Origin of the sequence: Pseudomonas sp. CFII68, from assembly GCF_000416195.1 — a bacterium.
Taxonomy (GTDB): domain Bacteria; phylum Pseudomonadota; class Gammaproteobacteria; order Pseudomonadales; family Pseudomonadaceae; genus Aquipseudomonas; species Aquipseudomonas kilonensis.
This window is the reverse complement of record NZ_ATLN01000088.1, coordinates 22,131-45,472: the sequence shown is the minus strand read 5'-3', so window position 1 is coordinate 45,472 and position 23,342 is coordinate 22,131. Positions and strand designations below refer to the sequence as shown.

Sequence of the window (23,342 nt, the reverse complement as noted above, 5' to 3'; positions counted from 1 at the left end):
GCGCGAAGGCCGAGTTTCTTTATACAAACGGCGGTAAATCAGTGCATTTTTATCAGCCGTTACTGCATCAACGGTCACTTGACCGGGCTTAAATGCTCTAATCGCACCGTCGCGTCTTTATAGAAGAACCGTTTCGTCCATGGACATCAAACAACTCTGGGTCAACATCCAAGACCTCTGGGGTGCCCTTGACCAGCACCCGATCCTGCATTCCGGCATCGCCCTGATGTTGCTGCTGGTCATCGCATTGGTACTCGGGCGCGTGGCGCGTTACCTGATTTTGCACGCCGCCAAGTTGCTGGGGCGCCAACCGGCCTTGAACTGGGTCAACGACCTGCGCCAGAACAAGGTCTTTCATCGCCTGGCGCAGATGACGCCGTCGCTGATCATCCAGTTCGGCCTGCACCTGGTGCCGGAACTGAGCAAGACCGGCATGATTTTCCTGGGCAATGTCGCCCTGGCGTTCACCATCCTGTTCATGGTGCTGAGCCTCAGTGCCCTGCTCAGCACCATGCTGGACGTGTACGCCCGCACCGAACATGCGCGGACCCGCTCGATCAAAGGCTACGTGCAACTGACGAAGATGGTGCTGTATGTGTTTGGCGCGATCATCATCGTTGCCACCCTGATCGACCGCTCGCCCCTGTTACTGCTGTCGGGCCTGGGTGCGATGTCGGCGGTGATCCTGTTGGTCTACAAGGACACCCTGCTGTCGTTCGTCGCCAGCGTGCAACTGACCAGCAACGACATGCTGCGGGTCGGCGACTGGATCGAGATGCCCCAGGTCGGCGCCGACGGTGACGTGGTGGACATCACGCTGCACACGGTCAAGGTGCAGAACTTCGACAAGACCATCGTCTCGATCCCCACCTGGCGCCTGATGTCCGAGTCGTTCAAGAACTGGCGCGGCATGCAGCAGTCCGGCGGGCGAAGGATCAAGCGCAGCCTGTTCATCGACGCCAGCGGCGTGCGTTTCCTGCATGACGAGGAAGAACAGCGCCTGACCCAGGTACGCCTGCTGACCGACTACATCGGCCGCAAACAGGCCGAACTCAAGGCCTGGAACGAGGCCCAGGGCAACGTCGCGGCGATGTCGGCCAACCGTCGGCGGATGACCAACCTGGGCACTTTCCGCGCCTATGCGCTGGCCTATCTGAAGAGCCATCCAGAGATCCAACCGAACATGACCTGCATGGTCCGGCAGATGCAAACCACCGCCCAGGGCATCCCGCTGGAAATCTACTGCTTCACCCGCACCACCGCGTGGACCGACTACGAACGCATCCAGGGGGATATTTTCGATTACCTGCTGGCGGTGATGCCGGAGTTCGGGTTGAACCTGTACCAGCAGCCAAGCGGCACGGACCTGCGCTCGGGGCTGCTGCCGGCGGTGCTGGGGGCGAGCCACCTGCCGGAACCGCAGAAGCAGGTGGTCTGACCCTCACAACAAATCCCCCTGTGGGAGCGGGCTTGCTCGCGAAGGCAGAGTATCAGTCGATATTTAATTGACTGACCCACCGCTTTCGCGAGCAAGCCCGCTCCCACAAGGGTTTTCAGTGTGCAGGCAGCGGATGGCGTACCCCCAACCGACTGATCCAAACCGCCGCCAATATCACCGACCCACCCAGCAGCAACCGCCCCAGTGCCTCGTGCTGGTTCCAGATCAGCAGGTTCACCAGCAGCCCCACCGGCACATGCAGGTTGTTCATCACCGCCAGCGTCCCGCCGTTGACCAGGCACGCGCCTTTGTTCCACCAGTACAATCCCAGGGCGGTGGAGACCAGGCCGAGGAACACCAGCACGCCCCATTGCAGCGGCGCTTCAGGCCAGAAGTTGGCCTTGCCGAACAGCAGGAAAGCCGGCAACGCCACCATCAGCGCACCAAGATAGAAATAACCGAAACGCCGGTAATGCGGCAGCTCGCTCGGGTGGCGGGCCACCAGGTGTTTGTACAGCACCTGCCCGGCCGCATAGGTGAAGTTGGCCAGTTGCAGCAGCAAGAAGCCCATGAAGAAATCCGGGTTGATCCGGTCGTAGCGAATCACCGCCGCGCCGGCCACGGCCACCAGCGCCGCGATCAGCGCCCAGGGATTGAAGCGACGGTTCAGCGCGTCTTCGATCAAGGTCACGTGCAAGGGGGTAAGGATGGTGAAAAGCAGCACCTCGGGCACCGTCAATACCCGAAAACTCAGGTACAGGCAGACGTAGGTCACGCCAAACTGCAAGGCACCGATCAATAACATGCCGCGCATGAACGCCGGCTCCACCTGGCGCCAGCGCGTCAGCGGGATGAACACCAACCCGGCCAGCAACACCCGCACTAGCACCGCGAAATAACTGTCCACATGCCCGGCCAGGTACTCGCCGATCAGGCTGAAGGAAAACGCCTGGATCAATGTCACAAAAAGTAGATAGCCCATACCGCCCTCGTTTCGAATGGCGGCGAAGATAGCGGTTTTGAACGGTGGGAGCGAGCTTGCTCGCGATGGCGGTGTGTCAGTCAGCCTCTCTATTTCTGACCCACCGCCATCGCGAGCAAGCTCGCTCCCACAGATTCCCCACTAACTCGGAACTTCATCCACGACCCAAGAATTGGCCTGACGCTGGTGCCGGTGGTTGGCGGCACGCTGGAGCACTCGGGTCAGCGCCTGGAAGTTGGCCGGTTTGGTCAAGATGTCATCGGCACCAGCGGCCCTGAAACGTTCTATCTCGCTGGAAAAAACACTCGCGGTGAAAGCAACGATGTAGCAAGTATCGCCCTGGGGTAACTCGCGGATTCTACGCACCGCCTCCATCCCATCCATCACGGGCATGTTGATATCCATCAGAATGATCTCTGGCGTCGAAACCATGCAACGATTGACCGCTTCCAGGCCATCTGACGCAAGGTCGGGTGCATAACCCAACTCGTGTAGCATCGCCATGGCCACTTTCTGGCTCACCGAATGGTTCTCCACCAGAAGGATATCGAGCGGATAATCCTCGGCAAAAGACGAGTCGAAGCCAACCACCACATGATCATCCCTATCGGGTATTTCCGAGACTGAAAAAAGCGCCATGGGGAGAGAAAAAGAGAATGTCGAGCCGACACCTGGCTGGCTGGTGAACGATAACGTCCCCTGCTGCGCCTCGAGCAGGTTCTTACAGATCGAAAGACCCAACCCACTCCCCGTGAAGCGTTGGCTAGCCGGCCCTTTGAACTGGGCAAAGGGCTTGAACAGATTGTCTTGCCGTTCGGCGGGGATACCGATGCCGGTATCACGTATGGAGAAGTCGAGCCACGCTTGAGAGCCGTAACCGCTGGTGGTGACCAGGAGCGATATTTTTCCGACTTCGGTAAATTTGACCGCATTGCCCAGCAAGTTGATCAATATCTGGCGAAGGCAGTCCATATCGGTTTTGACCAAAGGCGGTACGTCCGGGGAAAACTGCGCCTCCAGCACTATGAGTTTGTCCTGGATATTTTGCCGGATTAGCTCCATACAGGATGAAACCAGTGCTCTCACTTCGAAAACACGAGGTTTCAATTCAAGTTTGCCCGCTTCGATTTTTGCCAGGTCGAGAATGTTATCGATAAGAGACAGCAGGGTCCGTCCACTGGAATGAATCGTTGTGAGAAGACGGCGTTGCTCGGGATCGAGGGCGGACCGGGCCAATAACTCGGTCGCGCCAATGACACCGTACATCGGGGTGCGAATTTCATGACTCATGGTTGCCAGAAAGCTGGTTTTTGAACGATCAGCGTCTTCGGCGGCATTTTTTGCCTGATTCAATACCTGTTCATTGACTCGCAGGTGCTGGAGATGAGCGCGCATGCGTAAAAGGAGGAAAGCGAGAAATACCAGGATGGCCAGGATGATGTGGTACAGGGAGTCATGATTAAGTTGTTGGTAGTAGTCCGCCAAGGTAACTTCCGCCCCGACAACATACACCGTACCGTCTTGTGATTTTAAGGGGACAAAGACCGCGCGAAAATCACCCCAATGATCCGAGTAGTCGATCCAGGTTGGTTCGGTACGCTCAAAACTATCGAGTAAAGCCTGGCTGGCATCGGGATAAGGGTCGAAAAAACGCACGAAATTCTTCTCTTGAATTTCTTTTTTCGATGCGCTGGAACTGACCAGGTAGGCCTTTGCACCTCGCTTGATCACGCTATAGACAAAAGCAGTGCCCATGGACTCGTTGAAGCCGGAGAGGCGCTGAATGGTATCCCAGTCCTGCGCTTGCGATTTGGATTGTTTATCGACCAGATTGTCATGGTAACGGTCGCCGAGGATAGCCGAAGCACCCAGCGCGGCATGCAGCAATTTATTATTAATGTTGTCAGTAAGGACGCTTTGCGTCTCGACATAGAGGTAGTAGATATAGCCACCTGCCCCTATGAGATAGACCAGAAATAAGGCCCATGTTTGCCGTTTGATTTTTAACATATCACAGCCTCCCTACTGTAATTCGGCGCATAAAGTACCACAGCCAGACATCGACAGACTTGCCCAATCCGAGTGAGTTTACGGCCTGCCTATCTCCCAGCCCTCAAGGCTTGAGGGGTCGTTCATGTTTAGGTGGTGGTTATTTCTGTTCCCCAAAAAAAAGCCCGATCTCGCTAAAGCGTTCAATCGGGCTGATGCACTCAGGAGCAATAAGTGCAAAGGGAGGTTCGATGCGCAAAACGGTTTGAAGGGAAGCGCCAAGCCACTAGACCACTTGGCGATTACCTGAGGATTAACGGATCAGGCGACCTGGGACAGTTTGGCGTTGGCCTGATTCAGGCCCTTCTCCTGGAAGTCGCCGCCCAGGTTCATGCCCTCGGCATGGATGAAGGTCACGTCGTGGATCCCGATGAAGCCCATGACCTGGCGCAAGTAGGGTTCTTGATGGTCAGTGCTGCCGCCGGCATGAATGCCGCCACGGGCGGTCAGCACGAAAGCGCGCTTGTCGGCCAGCAGGCCTTGAGGTCCGGTGGGGGTGTATTTGAACGTCACGCCGGCACGCAGCACATGGTCGAGCCACGCTTTCAAAGTGCTGGGAATGGCGAAGTTGTACATCGGTGCAGCCATTACCAGCACGTCAGCGGCAAGCAGCTCATCGGTCAGTTGGTTGGAGCGCTCCAGCGAGGCGTTTTCAACGTCGCTGCGCTGCTCGGCCGGCTTCATCCAGCCCCCCAACAAATTGGCATCCAGGTGTGGCACCGGGTTGATGGCCAGGTCGCGAACGCTGATTTCGTCGGCCGGGTGCGCCGCTTTCCACTGGCTGATGAAGGTCTGGGTCAGTTGACGGGACACCGAGTCTTGCTGGCGGGCACTGCTTTCGATGATCAGAACGCGGGACATGGCTTGTAGGCTCCATCTGAGAATGTTGTCAGTCGATGGAGTGAAGGTTAAACGCGAGCATATCGATGAAAAAGCGCAAATAACTGCTGTAAAGCATCGATAAATTCGTTTATAAGCGGAGCAAGCAATATTGCCTGCCCCGCTGCCGGGCTATTTCGGCTGACAGGTCAGCTTGATGCGCAGCTTGATGATGTTGCGGTTGAACTTGGCCGTGGCGTTCTTGAACTTGCCGGCGGCGACTTCGAGCTTGCGGGTGCGAGGGGCCTCGGGGCCATTACTGAAGACCACGGTGCAGGCCGCGTCAGTGCTGCCGTAGTTGTTGACCTGGATGGAACCGATGTCGGCATCGGTGTCATAGGCGTTGTAGTCGATGCTCAGGCCGTTGAGGTGTTTTTCCACATCGATCGGGTAGGCAAACGCAGTCAGTGGCAGCAAGGCCAGCACCACACAACAGATTTTCTTCATTCGGCAGTCTCCACCAAGGGACTGCCAGCTTAGGACAAGAGGAGCTCGATATGAAAGCGCCCCGCGTAACCCTTGATCAATGGCGCACCTTGCAGGCCGTGGTCGACCACGGCGGTTTCGCCCAGGCCGCTGAAGTGCTGCATCGCTCCCAGTCGTCAGTGAGCTACACCGTGGCCCGCATGCAGGATCAGCTCGGCGTGCCGTTGCTGCGTATCGATGGGCGCAAGGCCGTGTTGACCGAAGCCGGCGGTGTGCTGCTGCGCCGCTCGCGACAACTGGTGAAACAGGCCAGCCAACTGGAAGACCTGGCCCACCACATGGAGCAAGGCTGGGAAGCGGAAGTGCGCCTGGTGGTCGACGCGGCCTACCCCAACGCCCGCCTGGTTCGCGCCTTGACGGCGTTCATGCCACAAAGCCGTGGCTGCCGGGTGCGGCTGCGCGAAGAAGTGTTGTCGGGTGTCGAAGAAGTGCTGCTCGAAGGCGTGGCCGACCTGGCCATCAGCAGCTTCAGCATTCCTGGCTATCTGGGAGCCGAATTGAGCGACGTTGAATTCGTCGCGGTGGCCCATCCCGAACACGCCCTGCATCGCCTCAACCGCGAGCTGACGTTCCAGGATCTGGAAAGCCAATTGCAAGTGGTGATCCGCGACTCCGGACGCCAGCAACCTCGCGACGTGGGTTGGCTCGGTGCCGAGCAGCGCTGGACCGTCGGCAGCCTGGCCACCGCCGCGACTTTCGTGGGCAGCGGCCTGGGCTTCGCCTGGCTGCCCCGGCACATGATTGAGCGGGAACTCAAGGAAGGCACACTTAAACAGCTACCCTTGGATCAGGGCGGCAGCCGCAACCCGAGCTTCTATCTGTATTCGAACAAGGAAAAACCCCTGGGCCCGGCCACGCAGATCCTGATCGAATTGCTGCGCACCTTCGACACCGCGCCACTGGATGCGCCGTTCGCCGCCCCAGAACAAGCCTGACAAGGACTTCGACCATGGCCTATTTTGCACACGAAGGTTGCAACCTGCACTACGAGGAATACGGCCACGGCGCGCCCTTGCTGCTGGTCCACGGGCTGGGCTCCAGTACCCGGGATTGGGAAAAGCAGATCCCGGTGCTGTCCGCCCATTACCACCTGATCGTGGTGGATGTGCGCGGCCACGGTCGTTCCGACAAACCCCGCGAGCGCTATAGCATCGAAGGTTTCAGCGCCGACCTGAGCGCCCTGATCGATCACCTGGACCTGGGCCCGGTGCACTTGGTGGGTTGGTCCATGGGCGGCATGATCTGTTTCCAATTGGCGGTGGATGAGCCCGAACGGGTCAAAAGCCTGTGCATCGTCAACAGCGCGCCAGAGGTCAAGGTCCGCACGCTCGACGATTGCTGGCAATGGTTCAAGCGCTGGAGCCTGATGCGCCTGCTCAGCCTGGAGACCATCGGCAAGGCCCTCGGCGCCAAGTTATTCCCCAAGCCCGAACAAACCGAGTTACGCCTGGAAATGGCCCGACGCTGGGCAAAGAACGACAAACGTGCTTATCTCGCCAGCTTCGATGCGATCGTAGGCTGGGGCGTTCAGGAACGACTTTCGCAGGTTGCCTGTCCAACCCTCGTCATCTGCGCCGACCACGACTACACCCCGGTGGCGCTGAAAGAAGCCTATGTAAAACGGCTGCCCGACGCACGGCTGGTGGTCATCGCCGATTCACGGCACGCTACCCCGCTGGATCAACCCGAACGCTTCAACCAAACCCTGCTCGACTTTTTGACCGCAACCGATTCCACCACTCAGGATCTCTGACCCCATGCTGAAAAAACTCGCCCTTGCCGCCGGCACCGTACTGTTTGCCGCCAACCTGATGGCCGCGACACCCGCCAAGGCACCGCATGTATTGCTAGACACCACCAACGGCCAGATCGAAATCGAACTGGACCCGGTCAAGGCCCCCATCAGTACCAAGAACTTCCTTGAGTACGTGGACAGCGGCTTCTACAACAACACGATTTTCCACCGTGTGATCCCGGGCTTCATGGCCCAGGGCGGCGGCTTTACCCAGCAGATGCAGCAAAAAGACACCAAGGCACCGATCAAGAACGAAGCCAGCAATGGCCTGCACAACGTTCGTGGCACCTTGTCGATGGCCCGCACGTCCAACCCGGACTCGGCCACCAGCCAGTTCTTCATCAACGTGGCCGACAACGCCTTCCTCGATCCGGGCCGTGACGCCGGTTACGCGGTGTTCGCCAAAGTGGTCAAGGGCATGGACGTGGTGGACATCATCGTCAACTCCCAGACCACGACCAAACAAGGCATGCAAAACGTGCCGATCGACCCTGTGCTCATCAAATCGGCCAAGCGCATCGACTGAAGAGGCACACGGCAAGCCTGGGCGGCGCGGTGACCCGCGCCGCCCATAGCAAAAAGGAGAGCCCTTGCCAGGGCATTGACTGATGGTTTATCGCCGTTTCGAAACACTGATCGATATCTTCCGCGACGCCCCGACCTCGGCCCCACCGAATCGCGTCCTGCCCTTCTACACCTATTACCTGAAACAGGTCTGGCCCAGCTTCGCCGTACTGCTGGTGGTCGGCCTGATCGGCGCGCTGATCGAAGTGGCGCTGTTCAGCTACCTGAGCCGCATCATCGACCTGACCCAGGGCACGCCCAACGTCGACTTCTTCAAGGTCCATGGCCTGGAACTGGCCTGGATGGCCGTGGTGGCGCTGGTTTTCCGGCCGATCTTCGTGGCCCTGCATGACCTGCTCGTGCACCAGACCCTGAGCCCCAGCATGACCAGCCTGATTCGCTGGCAGAACCACAGCTACGTGCTCAAGCAGAGCCTGAATTTCTTCCAGAACGACTTCGCCGGGCGCATCGCCCAGCGCATCATGCAGACCGGCAACTCCCTGCGTGACTCGGCGGTGCAGGCCGTGGATGCCCTGTGGCACGTGCTGATCTACGCCGTCAGTTCCCTGGTGCTGTTCGCCGAAGCCGACTGGCGCCTGATGATCCCTCTGCTGATGTGGATCGCCGCCTACATCGGCGCACTCTGCTATTTCGTACCACGGGTCAAGGAGCGCTCGGTGGTGTCGTCCGATGCCCGCTCCAAGCTGATGGGGCGGATCGTCGATGGCTACACCAACATCACCACCCTGAAGCTGTTCGCCCATACCAATTTCGAACAGCAATACGCCCGCGAAGCCATCCAGGAGCAGACCGAAAAAGCCCAGTTGGCTGGCCGCGTGGTGACCAGCATGGACCTGGTCATCACCAGCATGAACGGGCTGCTGATCGTCGGCACCACGGCCCTGGCGCTGTGGTTGTGGACCCAGTCGCTGATCAGCGTCGGCGCCATCGCGTTGGCCACCGGGCTAGTGATCCGCATCGTCAACATGTCCGGCTGGATCATGTGGGTCGTCACCGGCATCTTCGAAAACATCGGCATGGTCCAGGACGGTCTGCAGACCATCGCCCAGCCGGTCAGTGTCACCGACCGTGACCAGGCCAAGCCCCTGGCCGTGGCCCGGGGCGAGGTGCGTTTCGAGCATGTGGACTTCCACTATGGCAAGAAAAGCGGCGTGATCGGCGATCTGAACCTGACCATCAAGCCCGGCGAGAAAATCGGCCTGATCGGCCCGTCCGGCGCGGGTAAATCCACCTTGGTCAACCTGCTGCTGCGCCTCTATGACGTGCAGGGCGGGCGTATCCTCATCGACGGCCAGGACATCGCCGAAGTCGGCCAGGAAAGCCTGCGCGAGCGCATCGGCATGATTACCCAGGACACCTCGCTGCTGCATCGTTCGATTCGCGACAACCTGCTCTACGGCAAGCCAGACGCCACCGATGCGCAACTCTGGGAAGCCGTGCGCAAGGCCCGGGCCGATGAGTTCATCCCGCTGCTGTCGGACGCCGAAGGCCGCACCGGCTTCGATGCCCATGTGGGTGAGCGCGGCGTGAAACTGTCCGGCGGTCAGCGCCAACGCATCGCTATCGCACGGGTGCTGCTCAAGGACGCGCCGATCCTGATCATGGACGAAGCGACGTCGGCGCTGGACTCGGAAGTCGAGGCGGCGATCCAGGAAAGCCTCGAGACGCTGATGCAAGGCAAGACCGTGATCGCCATCGCCCACCGCCTCTCCACCATCGCCCGGATGGACCGGTTGGTGGTGCTGGAGAATGGCCGCATCGCCGAAACCGGCAGCCATGCCGAGTTGCTGGCCCATGGCGGGTTGTATGCGCGGCTGTGGCAGCATCAGACGGGTGGGTTCGTGGGGATCGACTGAGTCGGGTTGGCCTCTACAGGCAGGAGGTGTGGGATCGTGTGGGAGCAAGGCTTGCCCGCGATGAAGATGACGCGGTCTCCCGGATGGCCCGAGGCGCCTGCATCGCGAGCAAGCTTTGCTCCCACAGCCCAGTGTCCGAACGCCATTCTGAAAAATTCTGTCCAGGATCCATTTAGCCCACACCGCAACCACATACTCCCCACCGACCACGGCCAAAACCGCCACCGCCCATGACGCTGGCGTTTTTTTTGTCGCTGGATTTGTCGCCGCACTCTGCTGTACTCAGCCCAGGTTCTGGAGATGAACCTGTCGTAATGCTGCTGGATGCATAACCGATTATCACGACTGTCTTATCAAGGATACTTATGTCTTTACTCAAACGTTCAACGACTGAGTTGTTGGGTACGTTCTGGCTGGTATTGGGCGGCTGTGGCAGCGCGGTATTGGCTGCCTCAGGGATTGGCGTGCTGGGGGTTGCCCTGGCCTTCGGCTTGACGGTGTTGACCATGGCGTTCGCCATCGGGCATATCTCGGGTTGCCACCTGAACCCCGCGGTGTCGGTGGGCTTGTACGTGGGCGGGCGGTTTCCGGCCAGGGAGTTGCCTGCCTACATCATTGCCCAAGTCATAGGGGGCGTGTTGGCCGCGGCGCTGATCTACTTCATCGCCAGCGGCAAGGAAGGCTTTGACCTGGCTGCGTCCGGCCTGGCCGCGAACGGTTACGGCGAGCATTCCCCTGGTGGGTATTCGATGCCGGCCGGTTTTGTCACCGAGCTGGTCATGACGGCGATGTTCATCCTGATCATCCTCGGCGCCACCGATAAACGTGCGCCGGCAGGGCTGGCGCCGATTGCCATCGGCCTGGCCCTGACGCTCATTCACCTGATCTCGATTCCGGTCACCAACACGTCCGTCAACCCGGCCCGCAGTACCGGTCCGGCGCTGCTTGTCGGTGGCTGGGCGATCGAGCAACTGTGGCTGTTCTGGGTGGCGCCGCTGCTGGGCGCCGTCATCGGCGGTGTCTCGTACCGCTGGCTGGGCCAGGAAAACCGCTGAGTCACACCCGCGAAGATCAGCACTGCCTATAAGGCAGTGCTGTCTTCGCCTCTTCGGCATAGGCCAGCACACCCTCCTGTTCCCGGGCGAGAAAGTCTTCGACCGCGGCTTTCAAACCGGAGTGGCGCAGGTAATGCCATGAGCGGGTAATCACCGGCTCGAACCCGCGAATCAATTTGTGCTCGCCCTGGGCACCGGCGTCAAAGCGCTGCAAACCGTGGGCAATCGCGTAGTCCATGCCTTGATAGAAACAGGTCTCGAAGTGCAGGCGGTCGAACTCCGCCAGACAGCCCCAATAACGTCCATAGAAACTGTCGCCACCCACCAGGCTGAACGCCATCGCCACCGGCCGCGAACCTTGCTTGGCCAGCACCACACGGATGGCCTCGGGCATGCGTTCGGCCAGCAGGCTGAAGAATGCCCGGGTCAGGTACGGCGCCTGGCGTCGTATCGCATAGGTGTTGGCGTAACAGACGTAGACAAAGTCCCACTGCGCCTCGTCCAACTGATGACCTTCGAGCCATTCGAACGCGATGCCCTGCCCCGCCACTTGTTCGCGCTCCTTGCGCATCTGCTTGCGCTTGCGGGAACTGAGGGCATCGAGAAAATCCTGGAAGTCCCGATAACCGCGATTTTGCCAGTGATACTGGCAGCCGATCCGCTGCAGCCAACCTTCCTGCCCGGCGAGTGCCGCGTCGGTGAAAGCGTCGGTGAAGTTGATGTGGGCGCTGGAAAGCCCTTCGATTTCCAGATAGCCGGGCAGACTGCCCAGCAGTTCCAGGCCATCTTCCGCGCGCGCTGCCAGCAACCGCGGGCCACTGACCGGGCTGAACGGCACCGCCGTCAGCAGCTTGGGGTAGTACTCGATGCCGGCGCGGGCGCAAGCGTCGGCCCAGGCATGGTCGAACACGTATTCGCCGTAGGAGTGCCACTTGCGGTAACTGGGCAAGGCCGCCAGCAGACGACCGTCCTCAATGTGCAGCAAATGCTCGGCTTGCCAACCGGAACTCGGCCCCAGGCTGGCACTGTCTTCCAGGGTGCTGAGGAAGGCGTGGCGCAGGAAAGGCTGGTTGGCGGGCACCAGTGCGTCCCACTCGTGCGGCGCGATGGCGGACAGGCTGTCCAAGACGTGAAGCGGCATGCGGTTACTCGATAGCCAGACGACGGATGGAGCGAGTATCGCCGATCCTGACCGGCCGCACATAAAAAAACCCCGCCAGAGGCGGGGTTCAAAGGAGCGCTTTAACGGATGAAGTCAGAGCGGTGTATCAAGTCAGCGCGATTTAGAACACGTACTGGGCACGCATCACAAAACCGTCGCCATCGTCGTCGCCATTGGCGTTGGTGACTTTGTCGGTCTTGGCCTTGACGTAGGCACCGGTGATTTTCACTGCTTCGTTGGCGTACCAGTTCACGCCCAGGTTGTGCACCTTGGCTTCGGCATCGCCCACTTCACGGGTGGCCGAGGCAGTGGTGATGTTGTCGTCTTCAACGGTCATGCTGTCGAAGCGGTAGAACACTTCCCAGGCGCCGATGGATTTGTTCTGAGGCTTGATCGCGTCAAACTTGCCGACCTTATAACCGCGGGACTCACCGGTGATGGTGTAGGCACCCTGGACGTAGAAGCCGTGGCCTTTGAGGTCTTCGAAGGCCGCGCTGTCAGCTTTGGTCTTGCGGGAGACGTATTCACCCTGGATCGACGCAGGACCCATGGCGAAAGCGGCTTCCAGGCCGAAAGCGGTGTCAGTGTCGTACGAGCCGGCCGGCGAGTTGTTGGCGCCGCCCAGCACCGGACGGTTGCCGTTAGGACCGGCATCGTTGCCGCCCAGGGTCTCGACGCCACGCATGCCCAGACGGGAGCGATAACGCGCATCGAACGCAGTGTCGGAGACGTCACGCGAGGCCACGTTCAAGCCGAAGTGCAGCACGTTGCCGGCTTCGTGCATCGGGGCGAATACGAAACGACCGTTGGCTTGTTTGATGCTGTTGCCGTCGGTGTCGTCGGTGTCTTTGCTGAATACACCGGCCGAGGCGTAGAAAGAATCGGCGAAGGTGCTGGAAGCCTGGATGCCCAGACCGTTCTGATGGCCGTTGGCCCAGTCGATCAGGTCGTAGGCGGCGTTACGCTCAGGCGCGGTCACCCACTTGGAACTGGTGGCTTTTTCCAAGCCGAAGTCGGGGTCGAAGCGACCGACTTTGATCGACACCGGCTTGAAGCCGTTATAGGCCAGGGACGCTTCGTCGAAGTAGCCGTTATCGGAGTCGCCGCTGTTATGGGAGAAGTCGTAGTTGATGGTGTAGGCCCAGTCCGTGTACAGCACGCCCGACAGCTCCAGGAAGCCGCGGCGGATATAAGCGGCATCGGCCTTGTCGCCATTGTCGGTGTAAATCCCCTTGAACTGGCTGTAGTCAGCCTGCAAACGACCGCCGAGCTTGAAGCTGAACTCTTTGTCAGTGGTAGCGACCTCAAGGCCGCCCTTGGTTTTGACCACGATATCGGCGCCATCGGTGGTGACGGTGCCGGCGAAAGCCTGGGCGGTTACTGCCATTGCCAGTGCGCTGGCGGCAACACCTGCGAAGTGCTTGCGAATCATCGAAGAATTCCCCTGTTGGTAGTCTATGCCGTTAGAAAACACGCGGAACTGGGCCCGCTGGTGTTGGGAGGGGATCTTGGCGATGGGTTGTGTCAGGGGAGTTGCTACCAGATAAAGATTTTATGACAGCGGAACTTTTTACTTCGAATGGGAATAACCGTAGGAGCTGGCGAAGCCTGCGATCTTTTGCCTCTTCGCTTGATACTCAATCGTTAGGGGAAAGATCGCAGCCTCGTTGCACTCGACAGCTCCTACGGGTTTAGCGGATGTTTTTGCGGCGCTCGGCGGCGAGTTTCTCGGCGAGGTGATCCAGGTCGGGAATCGGTGGTTGCGGCAGTTTTTTGAGGGTCGCCTGCATCAGCCGCATCTGGCGGATGAATCGCCGGCAATTGGGGCAGAACATCAGGTGATGGCGCACCATCAGGCGTTCACGAAAGCTCAGTTGTCCGTCGAGATAGTCGCTGGAGCGTGCCACTTGTTCCTTGCAGGTCAGCATTCGCCGGTTTCCTCGAAATGTTCAACAGTCGCGAAGACCTTCAGTCGGGCTCGATGCAGCAGCACGCGTACATTGGAGAGCGAGATGTCCAGGAGATTACAGATCTCGTCGAGTTCCAGGCCCTGACGTTCCCGCAGGGTCAGCACGCTGCCTTGCAGTTCCGACAGGCTGAGCAATGTGTTTTCCAGGCAATCGCGCAATTCGCTCATCGTGAGCAGCGCCTCAGGCGTGTCCTGGTGCCAGGCGAACGGCGCCAGCAGCCAATGACCGTCGGCGGCGAAACGATCATCGCCCAGGGTACCGTGGGGGGACGGAAGGTCATCGAGCAGCACTTCCCGGCGGTTTTGCTTGTAGCGCCCCTTGGCGGCGTTGGCCGTGATGGTCAACAGCCAGGTCTTGAGGCTGGAACGGCCCTGGAACCCACTGAGATTGCGTACCACCGACAACCACGCGTCCTGCACCACTTCATCGGCATGGCGGCTGCCGACGATGGCATAGGCCACCGCGCGCATCGGGCTCTGGTAGGCGCTGACCAGCTCCTTGTAGGCCTGCTGCTCACCGGCCAGGAGGCGTTGGAGCAAGAGGGTGTCATCGGTGATCGTCATTCAACGCCCTATTGCTGGATAGATCGCGGTTGTTGCAGCTTGTGGGAGCAAGACTTGTGGGAGCAAGGCTTGCCCGCGATGCAGGCGACGCGGTCCTCCATAAACCGAGTCGCCTGTTTCGCGAGCAAGCTTTGCTCCCACAAGGACTTGCCCCCACAAAAAAATTCGACGCAGCAACAGTGGATCAACGCTTGCGCAAAATCACGCTGCCAATCGAATAACCGGCGCCGAACGAGCTGAGTACGGCAACCGAGCCGCTGGGCAGGTCATCCTGGTATGTGTGGAATGCAATCACCGAACCCGCCGAACTGGTGTTGGCGTAGCGGTCGAGGATCACCGGCGCCTCCGCTTCGGTGGCTTCGCGTCCCAGCAGTTTGCGCACGATCAAGTGGTTCATGCTCAGGTTGGCCTGGTGCAGCCAGAAGCGCTTCACCTCGCCAACGTTCAGCTGGTTTTCTTCCAGGTGGGTACCGATCAGCTCGGCCACCATCGGGCAGACGTCGCGGAACACCTTGCGGCCTTCCTGGACGAACAGCTTGTCGCGGCTACCGGCGCCTTCTTCCGCGGCGCGGTTGAGGAAGCCGAAGTTGTTGCGGATATTGTTGGAGAACTTGGTCAGCAGCTTGGTGCTGACCACGTCGAACTGGTACGGCGAAGTCGCCAGGTCCGCCCGCTCGATGATCACGGCGGTGGCCGCGTCGCCGAAGATGAAGTGGCTGTCACGATCACGGAAGTTCAGGTGGCCGGTGCACACTTCCGGGTTGACCATCAGGATCGCCCGGGCCTGGCCCAGTTGCACACTGTTGGCCGCAGCCTGGATACCGAAGGTCGCCGAGGAACAGGCCACGTTCATGTCGAAACCGAAACCTTCGATGCCCAGGGCTTCCTGGACTTCGATGGCGATGGCCGGGTACGCACGCTGCAGGTTGGAACAGGCGACGATCACCCCGTCGATGTCGGCGACGGTGCGGCCGGCGCGCTCCAAGGCCTGTTTCGCGGCACCGATGGCCATTTCGCACAGCACCGACCACTCGTCGTTGGAGCGCTCGGGCAAACGTGGGGTCATGCGTTGTGGATCGAGGATGCCGTCCTTGTCCATGACAAAGCGGCTCTTGATGCCGGAGGCCTTTTCGATGAACGCGGCGTTGGATTCGGTCAAGGCCTCGACTTCACCGCGCGCGATGGCGTCGGCGTTGTCGGCGTTGAATTGCGTGACATAGGTATTGAAAGATTGCACCAGCTCTTCGTTGGAGATGCTGTTGGCCGGGGTGTACAGGCCGGTGCCGCTGATGACGACGTTATGCATGGTCGTGTCTCTGATCTGTTCAGGCAGAAAGTATTGGTACCGACGTACCAATACACAAAGGGACTTTTTCCATCCGGGGAAGCAGCCCTGGCATCGCTTTATTCCGATCCGCCCGAGGCATTGAAGCTCAAAACCACGGGACCGGCATTTATAGCCGCGAAGTTTGCCATAAACGCTGGCGTTTGGCCCATTCTCCCTTACTTACGACACAAAACCCTGTGGGAGCGGGCTTGCTCGCGAAAGCGGTTGTACATTCACTATAAATGCAAGCTGATCCACAGCCTTCGCGAGCAAGCCCGCTCCCACAGGGGATATGTGGTGTTGTCCAATTTGTACGATCACCCCTCCACCAACCCCCACTGCTTGCCCAGGCGCTTGTCCGAGATCGGCACCTTGGTCCCCAGTTGCTGGGCGAACAGCGACACCCGGTATTCCTCCAGCCACCAGCGGTACAGCTCCAGTTGCGGGTCGCGCTTGCCTTCCTGGGCGTGTTTGCTGGCGCGGGCCTGGTATTGGGCCCAGAGGTTCGACAGCTCGCCGCTCCAGACCCGGTCTTTCTGTACCTGGCTACCGAGCTTCTCGAAGCGTTGCTCGATGGCCTTGAGGTAGCGCGGCAATTCCTTGAGCCATTGATGCGGGGTTTCGCGGACGAAGCCCGGATACACCAGGTGGCTGAGTTGCTGCTTGATATCGTTCAGCGCCACGGCCTGGGCCAGATCGATCTTGCCCTTGAAGCGTTTTTGCAGGCCATGCCAGAGCTTGAGGATGTCCAGGGTCAGTTTCGCCAGACGCTCGGCGTGCTCGGTCCAGCCGCCGCGCTTGCGCTCGGCCAGGGAGGCCAGTGCGGCGCCGTCACGGGGCAGGCTCGCTTCGCCTTCGAGCACACAACTGTCGAGGCTGGCGAGCAGGATGTCTTCCACCAGGCTGTCGATGCGGCCCAGGTCGCGGTACAGCAGGCCCAGCTCCGTCAGCCCCGGCAGCTTGCCACGCAGGAACTTCGCCGATTCGGCCAATTGCTGCATCAGCAGGCGCTGCAAGGCGCGGCGATGCTGGAACTCGGCTTCGGCCGGCGTCGGGAAACGCCCTTCCTTGACCACGCCGCCCTCTTCCACCAGCGCCGGGTAGACCGTCATCGACAGCCCGGCGATCTTCTGTTGGGTTTTCTCGGCCACCGGCGCGAAGACCTTCGCCTCCACCGGTGCCTGGCTTTTCGCCGTTTGCGGCACGGCCAAGGCCGCCTGGCTGGCTTCGGCAAAACGCGCCGTCAGCTCGGCCAGGTCGCGGCCCTCGCCGAGGAACTTGCCCTGGCCGTCGACGATTTCGAGGTTCATGCGCAGGTGGCTTTCCACCTGCTGGGCCGCCTCGGCCCAGGCTTCGTCACTGACCCGCGCCCCGGTCATGCGCAGCAGCTCACGGCCCAGGGACTGCGGCAACGAGCCCTCGGCGAAGGTGATGCGTTGCAGCGCCGCCTTGACGAAATCCGGCACCGGCACGAAGTTCTTGCGCAAGGCCTTGGGCAGGTTGCGCACCAGGGCGATGCACTTGGCTTCGATCACCCCCGGCACCAGCCATTCCAGGCGTTCCGGCGGCAGCATCGGCAGCAGCGGCGCCGGCACTCGCAACGTCACGCCGTCGCGCGGGTGGTTGGGCTCGAAGTGATAGCTCAGCGGCAAGGTCAGGTCACCGACGCGCAAGGTGTCGGGGTAATGTGCGGCGGTGACTTCGCTGGCTTCGCGGGCCAGCACGTCTTCTTCGCGCATGATCAGCAGTTGCGGGTCTTTCTGGCTGTTGATCCGGTACCAGCTGTCGAACGTCGCGGTCTGGTGGATCTCGGCCGGCAAGCGCGCGTCGTAGAAGGCAAACAGGGTTTCCTCGTCCGCCAGGATGTCGCGGCGACGGGCCTTGGCTTCCAGCTCGTCGAGTTGCTCCAGCAACCGGGTATTGGCGCTCAGGCACTTGGCCTTGGACTGGATCTCGCCGCGCACCAACGCCTCGCGGATGAACAGTTCACGGGAGACCACCGGGTCCACCGGCCCGTAATGCACTGGCCGCCGACCAACGACGATGAGCCCGAACAGGGTGATTTGCTCATAGGCCACCACCTGCCCGCGCTTCTTCTCCCAATGGGGTTCGAAGTGGTTTTTCTTGATCAGGTGCCCGGCCAGCGGCTCGATCCAGTCCGGCTCGATCTTGGCGACCATGCGCGCGTACAGCTTGGTGGTTTCCACCAACTCGGCGGTCATCAGCCATTGCGGACGCTTCTTGCCCAGGCCCGACGAGGGGTGGACCCAGAACCGCCGCTGGCGAGCGCCCAGGTAGTCGCCGTCTTCGGTTTTCTGGCCGATCTGGCTCAACAGGCCCGAGAGCACCGCCTTGTGCAGTTTCGGAAAGTCGGCCGGTTCTTTGTTGAGGCTCAGCTGCATGTCGCGGCAGATCAGGCTCAACTGCCGATGGGAGTCGCGCCACTCGCGCAGGCGCAGGTAATTGAGGAAGTTCTTGCGGCACCAGTTGCGCAACGGGCTGGCGGTCAGGGCCTGGCGCTGCTCTTCGAAACCGCGCCACAGGTTGACCAGCCCGGCGAAGTCCGAGTCTGCGTCCTTCCACTGGGCGTGGGCCTGGTCCGCCGCCTGTTGGCGCTCCGGCGGACGCTCGCGCGGGTCCTGGATCGACATGGCGCTGGCGACAATCAGCACTTCCTGGAGGCTGCCCAGTTTGGCCGCTTCCAGCAGCATGCGGCCCATGCGCGGGTCTACCGGCAGGCGCGCCAACTGACGACCGAGCGGAGTCAGCTGGCTGTTGCGGTCCACCGCTGACAATTCTTGCAGCAGATTGAAACCGTCGCTGATGGCCTTGCCATCCGGCGGTTCGATGAACGGGAAATCGGTGATCTCACCCAGGCGCAGGTGCAGCATCTGCAGGATCACCGCCGCCAAGTTAGTGCGCAGGATTTCCGGGTCGGTAAATTCCGGCCGCCCAAGAAAATCTTCTTCGCTGTACAGCCGCACGCAGATCCCCGGCTCGACCCGCCCGCAGCGGCCCTTGCGCTGGTTGGCACTGGCCTGGGAAATGGCTTCGATGGGCAGGCGCTGGACCTTGGCCCGATAGCTGTAGCGGCTGATGCGCGCGGTGCCGCTGTCGATCACGTAGCGGATGCCCGGCACGGTCAGCGAGGTTTCGGCGACGTTGGTCGCCAGCACCACACGACGGCCCGGGTGGGACTGGAAGATGCGCTGCTGTTCGGCCGGCGACAGTCGCGCATACAGCGGCAGAATCTCGGTGTGCTTGAGCTGGGCCTTGCGCAGCATCTCCGCGGCGTCGCGAATTTCCCGCTCGCCCGGCAGGAACACCAGCACGTCCCCAGGGCTGCGCCGCTCGCTACGCTCGTAGGCGGCGATTTCGTCGAGGACGGCGAGGATCGCCTGGTCGACGGTCAAGTCGTCCTCGACCCGGTTGCCCTCCTCGTCCTGCTCCAGGGTCAGCGGGCGATACCAGGTGTCCACCGGGAAGGTGCGGCCGGAGACTTCCACGATCGGCGCGTCATCGAAATGCTTGGAGAAGCGCTCCAGGTCGATGGTCGCCGAGGTGATGATGACTTTCAGGTCCGGTCGGCGCGGCAGCAGGGTTTTGAGGTAGCCGAGCAGGAAGTCGATGTTCAGGCTGCGTTCGTGGGCTTCGTCGACGATGATCGTGTCGTAGCGCTCGAGGTAGCGGTCATTCTGGGTCTCGGCCAGCAGGATGCCGTCGGTCATCAGCTTGATCAGGGTGTTGGCGTCGCTCTGGTCCTCGAAGCGCACCTGATAACCCACCAGCGCCCCCAAGGGCGTGGCCAGTTCCTCGGCCACCCGGCTCGCCACACTGCGCGCGGCGATCCGGCGCGGTTGGGTGTGGCCGATCAAGCCGTGCTGGCCGCGACCGATTTCCAGGCAGATCTTCGGCAACTGCGTGGTTTTGCCCGAGCCGGTTTCGCCGGCAATGATCAGCACCTGGTGCTTGAGCAGCGCGTCCTTGATTTCGTCGCGCTTGGCGGCAATCGGCAAATTGTCGTCGTAGCGGATCACCGGCAGGCTCGCCTTGCGCGCCAGCACCTGATCGCACGACGCCTGCATGCGCGTCACCCACTGGGCCAGCTTGGCCTCGTCGGGCTTCTTGCGCAGCTCGAGCAGCTGACGCCGCAACCGGTGACGGTCGGCGAGCATGGCGTGGTCGAGGTTTTTCAGCAGCTTGTCGATAGCGGGGGCTTGGTCAGTCATCAGGTACGCAAGGGTCGTCGGTTTGAGCAGGGGGCGATTGTCGCAGATTTGCGCACAAATAAACCTGTGGGAGCAAAGCTTGCTCGCGATACAGGCGCCTCGGTCCCCCGGGAGACCGCGTCATCTTCATCGCGAGCAAGCTTTGCTCCCACAGTTTTTTTGAGGGCTCTTGCCGGGTTATTCGTTGTCCAGGTCCTTGCGCCGATACGGGAACACATCGATCACTTTCCCTGCCCGAATCGCCTCTTGCAGGCCTTTCCAGTAGTCGGCGTTGTACAACTCGCCGTGCAACTGGTCGAACAGCTTGCGCTGCCCGGCGTCGGCGAACAGGAACGGCGGGAACTCTTCGGGGAAGACGTCCAGCGGGCCGATGGAGTACCAGGGCTCGGAGGCCATTTCGTCTTCCGGTGTGCGGGGCTGGGGGATGTGGCGGAAGTTGGCTTCGGTCAGGAAGCAGATTTCATCGTAGTCGTAGAACACCACGCGGCCGTGGCGGGTCACGCCGAAGTTCTTGAGCAGCATGTCGCCGGGGAAGATATTGGCCGCCGCCAGTTGCTTGATGGCCAGGCCATAGTCTTCCAGCGCCTCGCGCACCTGGTCCGGGTTGGCGTTTTCCAGATAAAGGTTCAGCGGCGTCATCCGGCGTTCGGTCCAGCAGTGGCGAATCAACACCGTCTCGCCTTCCACCGACACCGTGGACGGCGCCACTTCCAACAGTTCATCCAGGCAGGCCGGCTCGAACTTGCTCAGAGGAAAACGGAAATCGGCGAACTCCTGGGTATCGGCCATGCGCCCGACCCGGTCGACGCTTTTCACCAGGCGGTACTTCTCGATCACCGTGGCCCGGTCGACGTTTTTCGACGGCGAGAAGCGGTCCTTGATGATCTTGAATACCGTGTTGAAGCCCGGCAGGGTGAACACGCTCATGACCATGCCACGCACACCCGGGGCCATGATGAACTGGTCGTCGGTATTCGCCAGGTGGTTGATCAGTGCCCGGTAGAACTCGGACTTGCCGTGCTTGTAGAAACCGATGGAGGTGTACAACTCGGCGATGTGCTTGCCCGGCAGGATGCGCTTGAGAAAGCCGATGAATTCCGCCGGCACCGGCACGTCCACCATGAAGTACGAGCGGGTGAACGAGAAGATGATCGACACCTGCGCCTCGTCGGTAATCAGCGCATCGATCTGGATACCTCGGCCCTCGCGGTGCAACAGCGGGATCACCAGCGGCCATTGGTCCTCGCGGGTGTAGATCCGGCCCACCAGGTAGGCGCCCTTGTTGCGATAGAGCACTGAAGAAAACAACTCCACCGTCAGTTCCGGGTCCTTGCAGACCCAGTCGGGCAGGTTCTCGCGCAATTGCGCTTCGAGGCGCTGCAGGTCACCCGGTAGATCGGCGTAGTCCTCGCTGAAACGGTAATCGGCGAACACGCTCGCCAGCATCCGGTCCAACTGCCCCTGGGGTTTGTAGGTGCGGGTCTGGGCGGCGCGGGCCCGGCGCAGACTGGGCCGGGTGGTGTGGATGAACATGGTGCCGTCGCTGATCAGGTCGTGGCTGAACAACCCGCAGAAGATCGAGTTGTACCAGGTTTCCGACAGCTCATCGTCGAAGCGCAGGTCGATCAGGCTGATGTAGGCGCTCTTGACCAGCGGCCAGCAGCTCACGTCCATCAGGGTTTCGTCATCGAAGGCGTTGTGCAGCCTGGCGACGGTTTCGACGACTTTTTCTTCATACAAGTTGATGCGCGCCGCCGAAGCCGTTTGCGCCTCCAGCCACAAGGCCTGTTCGAACCGGGCGCGAGCGCCATCGGTGATCTGCCGGAAATGCTCACGATAATCGTCGAAGCCGTCGAGAATCGAACGGGCGATTTCGAGGGCGGGCCATGGCTGCGGCATAGGGTAAACCTCGGCGGGTCATGCTTGTTATTGGCGACTGAGCTTAGAGGCCAATCACGCGCCAACGCAACCATTGCCATCGCTATTCAGGGCGGCGACACTTGCCGCCCAATCAAGGAAGGAATGACTCGTGAACCTCGTCGATATCCTGCGTTTACTGTCACTGGCCGCCATCTGGGGCGCCAGTTTCCTGTTCATGCGCATTATCGCCCCCGTCATTGGCACCATCCCCACGGCATTTTTTCGCGTGTCCATCGCCTTCGTCGGACTGCTGGTGATCCTGGCCCTGATGCGCGTCGACTGGAATTTTCGCGGCAAGCTCAAGGTCGTGATGGGGCTGGGGCTGATCAACTCCGGCATTCCGGCCACGTTCTATTCGCTGGCGGCCCAGGTGCTGCCGGCCGGTTACTCGGCGATCTTCAACGCCACCACGCCGTTGATGGGGGTGTTGATCGGCGGCTTGTTCTTCAGCGAAAAACTTACTCTGGCCAAGGTCGGCGGTGTCTTCCTTGGGCTGCTCGGTGTCGGCATCCTGACCCGCGCCGGCCCGGTGGCGTTCGACCTGCAATTGTTGATGGGCGCCCTCGCCTGCCTGCTGGCCACCACCTGCTACGGCTTCGCCGGTTTCCTCACCCGTCGCTGGCTCGATCAGCAAGGGGGCCTGGACAGCCGTCTCTCGGCCCTGGGCAGCATGTTCGGCGCCACGGTGTTCTTGCTGCCGCTGTTTGGCTACAGCGTCATCAGCCAACCACCGGCCAGCTGGGGTGGCTGGAGCGTCTGGTTGTCATTGCTGGGGCTGGGCCTGGTGTGTACCGCGTTGGCGTACATCCTTTATTTCCGCCTGCTCAGTTCCATCGGCCCGGTCAAATCGATGACGGTGACCTTCCTGATCCCGCCGTTCGGCGTGCTGTGGGGGGCGTTGCTGCTGGATGAGCCGTTGGGGATGGCGCATTTGTATGGCGGGGTGTTGATTGCGGCGGCGTTGTGGTTGGTGCTCAAGCCTGCGGTTGTGAAACCGGCTGAAGCGTCTGCCCGGTAGTTCATCGGTGTAGCGCAAGATGCCATCG

The 23,342-nt window shown here is 60.8% G+C and carries 18 protein-coding genes; 7 read left to right on the top strand and 11 right to left on the bottom strand.

Annotation, left to right across the window (positions count from 1 at the left end):
* Positions 1–139 precede the first annotated feature (139 nt).
* Entirely contained in the window at positions 140–1,438 is a 1,299-nt protein-coding gene (locus CFII68_RS12965; protein WP_018607601.1) for a mechanosensitive ion channel family protein, read from the top strand.
* 115 nt (positions 1,439–1,553) lie between these two features.
* On the opposite strand, the gene CFII68_RS12970 is transcribed toward CFII68_RS12965, so the two are convergent.
* From CFII68_RS12970 to CFII68_RS12985, 4 genes are all read right to left on the bottom strand, one after another.
* On the bottom strand, positions 1,554–2,420 hold the full coding sequence (locus CFII68_RS12970) for a carboxylate/amino acid/amine transporter (RefSeq protein WP_018607599.1): 867 nt from the start codon (positions 2,418–2,420) through the stop codon (positions 1,554–1,556).
* 141 nt (positions 2,421–2,561) lie between these two features.
* Positions 2,562–4,430, bottom strand: coding sequence for an ATP-binding protein (locus CFII68_RS12975; RefSeq protein WP_018607597.1), 1,869 nt, complete (start codon positions 4,428–4,430; stop codon positions 2,562–2,564).
* Positions 4,431–4,730: 300 nt separating this feature from the next.
* Positions 4,731–5,330, bottom strand: a complete 600-nt coding sequence (locus CFII68_RS12980) for an FMN-dependent NADH-azoreductase (RefSeq protein ID WP_018607593.1) — start codon at positions 5,328–5,330, stop codon at positions 4,731–4,733.
* A 150-nt stretch (positions 5,331–5,480) separates the two neighbouring features.
* Entirely contained in the window at positions 5,481–5,795 is a 315-nt protein-coding gene (locus CFII68_RS12985; RefSeq protein ID WP_018607591.1) for a hypothetical protein, read from the bottom strand.
* A gap of 50 nt (positions 5,796–5,845) precedes the next feature.
* Here CFII68_RS12985 and CFII68_RS12990 point away from each other — a divergent pair, with 50 nt between their 5' ends.
* The 5 genes from CFII68_RS12990 (at position 5,846) to aqpZ (ending at position 11,125) form a co-directional block, all read left to right on the top strand.
* Positions 5,846–6,769 carry a LysR family transcriptional regulator gene (locus CFII68_RS12990; protein ID WP_003198924.1) on the top strand — a complete coding sequence of 308 codons (924 nt, stop codon included), beginning with the start codon at positions 5,846–5,848 and terminating at the stop codon, positions 6,767–6,769.
* Positions 6,770–6,783: 14 nt separating this feature from the next.
* Complete coding sequence (locus CFII68_RS12995; protein WP_018607585.1) at positions 6,784–7,587, top strand: alpha/beta fold hydrolase; 804 nt, start codon at positions 6,784–6,786, stop codon at positions 7,585–7,587.
* A gap of 4 nt (positions 7,588–7,591) precedes the next feature.
* Complete coding sequence (locus CFII68_RS13000) at positions 7,592–8,155, top strand: peptidylprolyl isomerase A (RefSeq protein WP_018607583.1); 564 nt, start codon at positions 7,592–7,594, stop codon at positions 8,153–8,155.
* Between the two features lie 82 nt (positions 8,156–8,237).
* Positions 8,238–10,070, top strand: a complete 1,833-nt coding sequence (locus CFII68_RS13005; RefSeq protein WP_014337085.1) for an ABC transporter ATP-binding protein — start codon at positions 8,238–8,240, stop codon at positions 10,068–10,070.
* 365 nt (positions 10,071–10,435) lie between these two features.
* A complete protein-coding gene (aqpZ, locus tag CFII68_RS13010) occupies positions 10,436–11,125 on the top strand; it encodes an aquaporin Z (protein ID WP_018607581.1) in 690 nt (229 codons plus the stop codon).
* A gap of 16 nt (positions 11,126–11,141) precedes the next feature.
* Here the strand turns inward: aqpZ and CFII68_RS13015 are convergent, their stop codons facing one another.
* The 7 genes from CFII68_RS13015 to aceK form a co-directional block, all read right to left on the bottom strand.
* Positions 11,142–12,266: a GNAT family N-acetyltransferase gene (locus CFII68_RS13015; RefSeq protein WP_018607579.1), complete on the bottom strand. Its 1,125-nt coding sequence runs from the start codon at positions 12,264–12,266 to the stop codon at positions 11,142–11,144.
* 142 nt (positions 12,267–12,408) lie between these two features.
* Positions 12,409–13,719: an OprO/OprP family phosphate-selective porin gene (locus CFII68_RS13020; RefSeq protein ID WP_018607577.1), complete on the bottom strand. Its 1,311-nt coding sequence runs from the start codon at positions 13,717–13,719 to the stop codon at positions 12,409–12,411.
* Between the two features lie 259 nt (positions 13,720–13,978).
* Positions 13,979–14,215, bottom strand: coding sequence for an anti-sigma factor (locus CFII68_RS13025; RefSeq protein WP_018607575.1), 237 nt, complete (start codon positions 14,213–14,215; stop codon positions 13,979–13,981).
* Complete coding sequence (locus tag CFII68_RS13030) at positions 14,209–14,820, bottom strand: RNA polymerase sigma factor (RefSeq protein WP_018607573.1); 612 nt, start codon at positions 14,818–14,820, stop codon at positions 14,209–14,211. The genes CFII68_RS13025 and CFII68_RS13030 overlap by 7 nt, the downstream gene beginning before the upstream one ends.
* Positions 14,821–15,004: 184 nt before the next feature.
* The gene (locus tag CFII68_RS13035) at positions 15,005–16,126 is read right to left on the bottom strand and encodes a beta-ketoacyl-ACP synthase III (RefSeq protein WP_018607571.1); all 1,122 of its coding nucleotides are present in this window, start codon (positions 16,124–16,126) and stop codon (positions 15,005–15,007) included.
* Positions 16,127–16,464: 338 nt separating this feature from the next.
* The gene (hrpA, locus tag CFII68_RS13040; RefSeq protein WP_018607569.1) at positions 16,465–20,376 is read right to left on the bottom strand and encodes an ATP-dependent RNA helicase HrpA; all 3,912 of its coding nucleotides are present in this window, start codon (positions 20,374–20,376) and stop codon (positions 16,465–16,467) included.
* 177 nt (positions 20,377–20,553) lie between these two features.
* Complete coding sequence (gene aceK, locus CFII68_RS13045; protein ID WP_018607567.1) at positions 20,554–22,275, bottom strand: bifunctional isocitrate dehydrogenase kinase/phosphatase; 1,722 nt, start codon at positions 22,273–22,275, stop codon at positions 20,554–20,556.
* Between the two features lie 130 nt (positions 22,276–22,405).
* Here aceK and CFII68_RS13050 point away from each other — a divergent pair, with 130 nt between their 5' ends.
* On the top strand, positions 22,406–23,314 hold the full coding sequence (locus CFII68_RS13050; protein WP_018607565.1) for a DMT family transporter: 909 nt from the start codon (positions 22,406–22,408) through the stop codon (positions 23,312–23,314).
* Positions 23,315–23,342 lie beyond the last annotated feature (28 nt).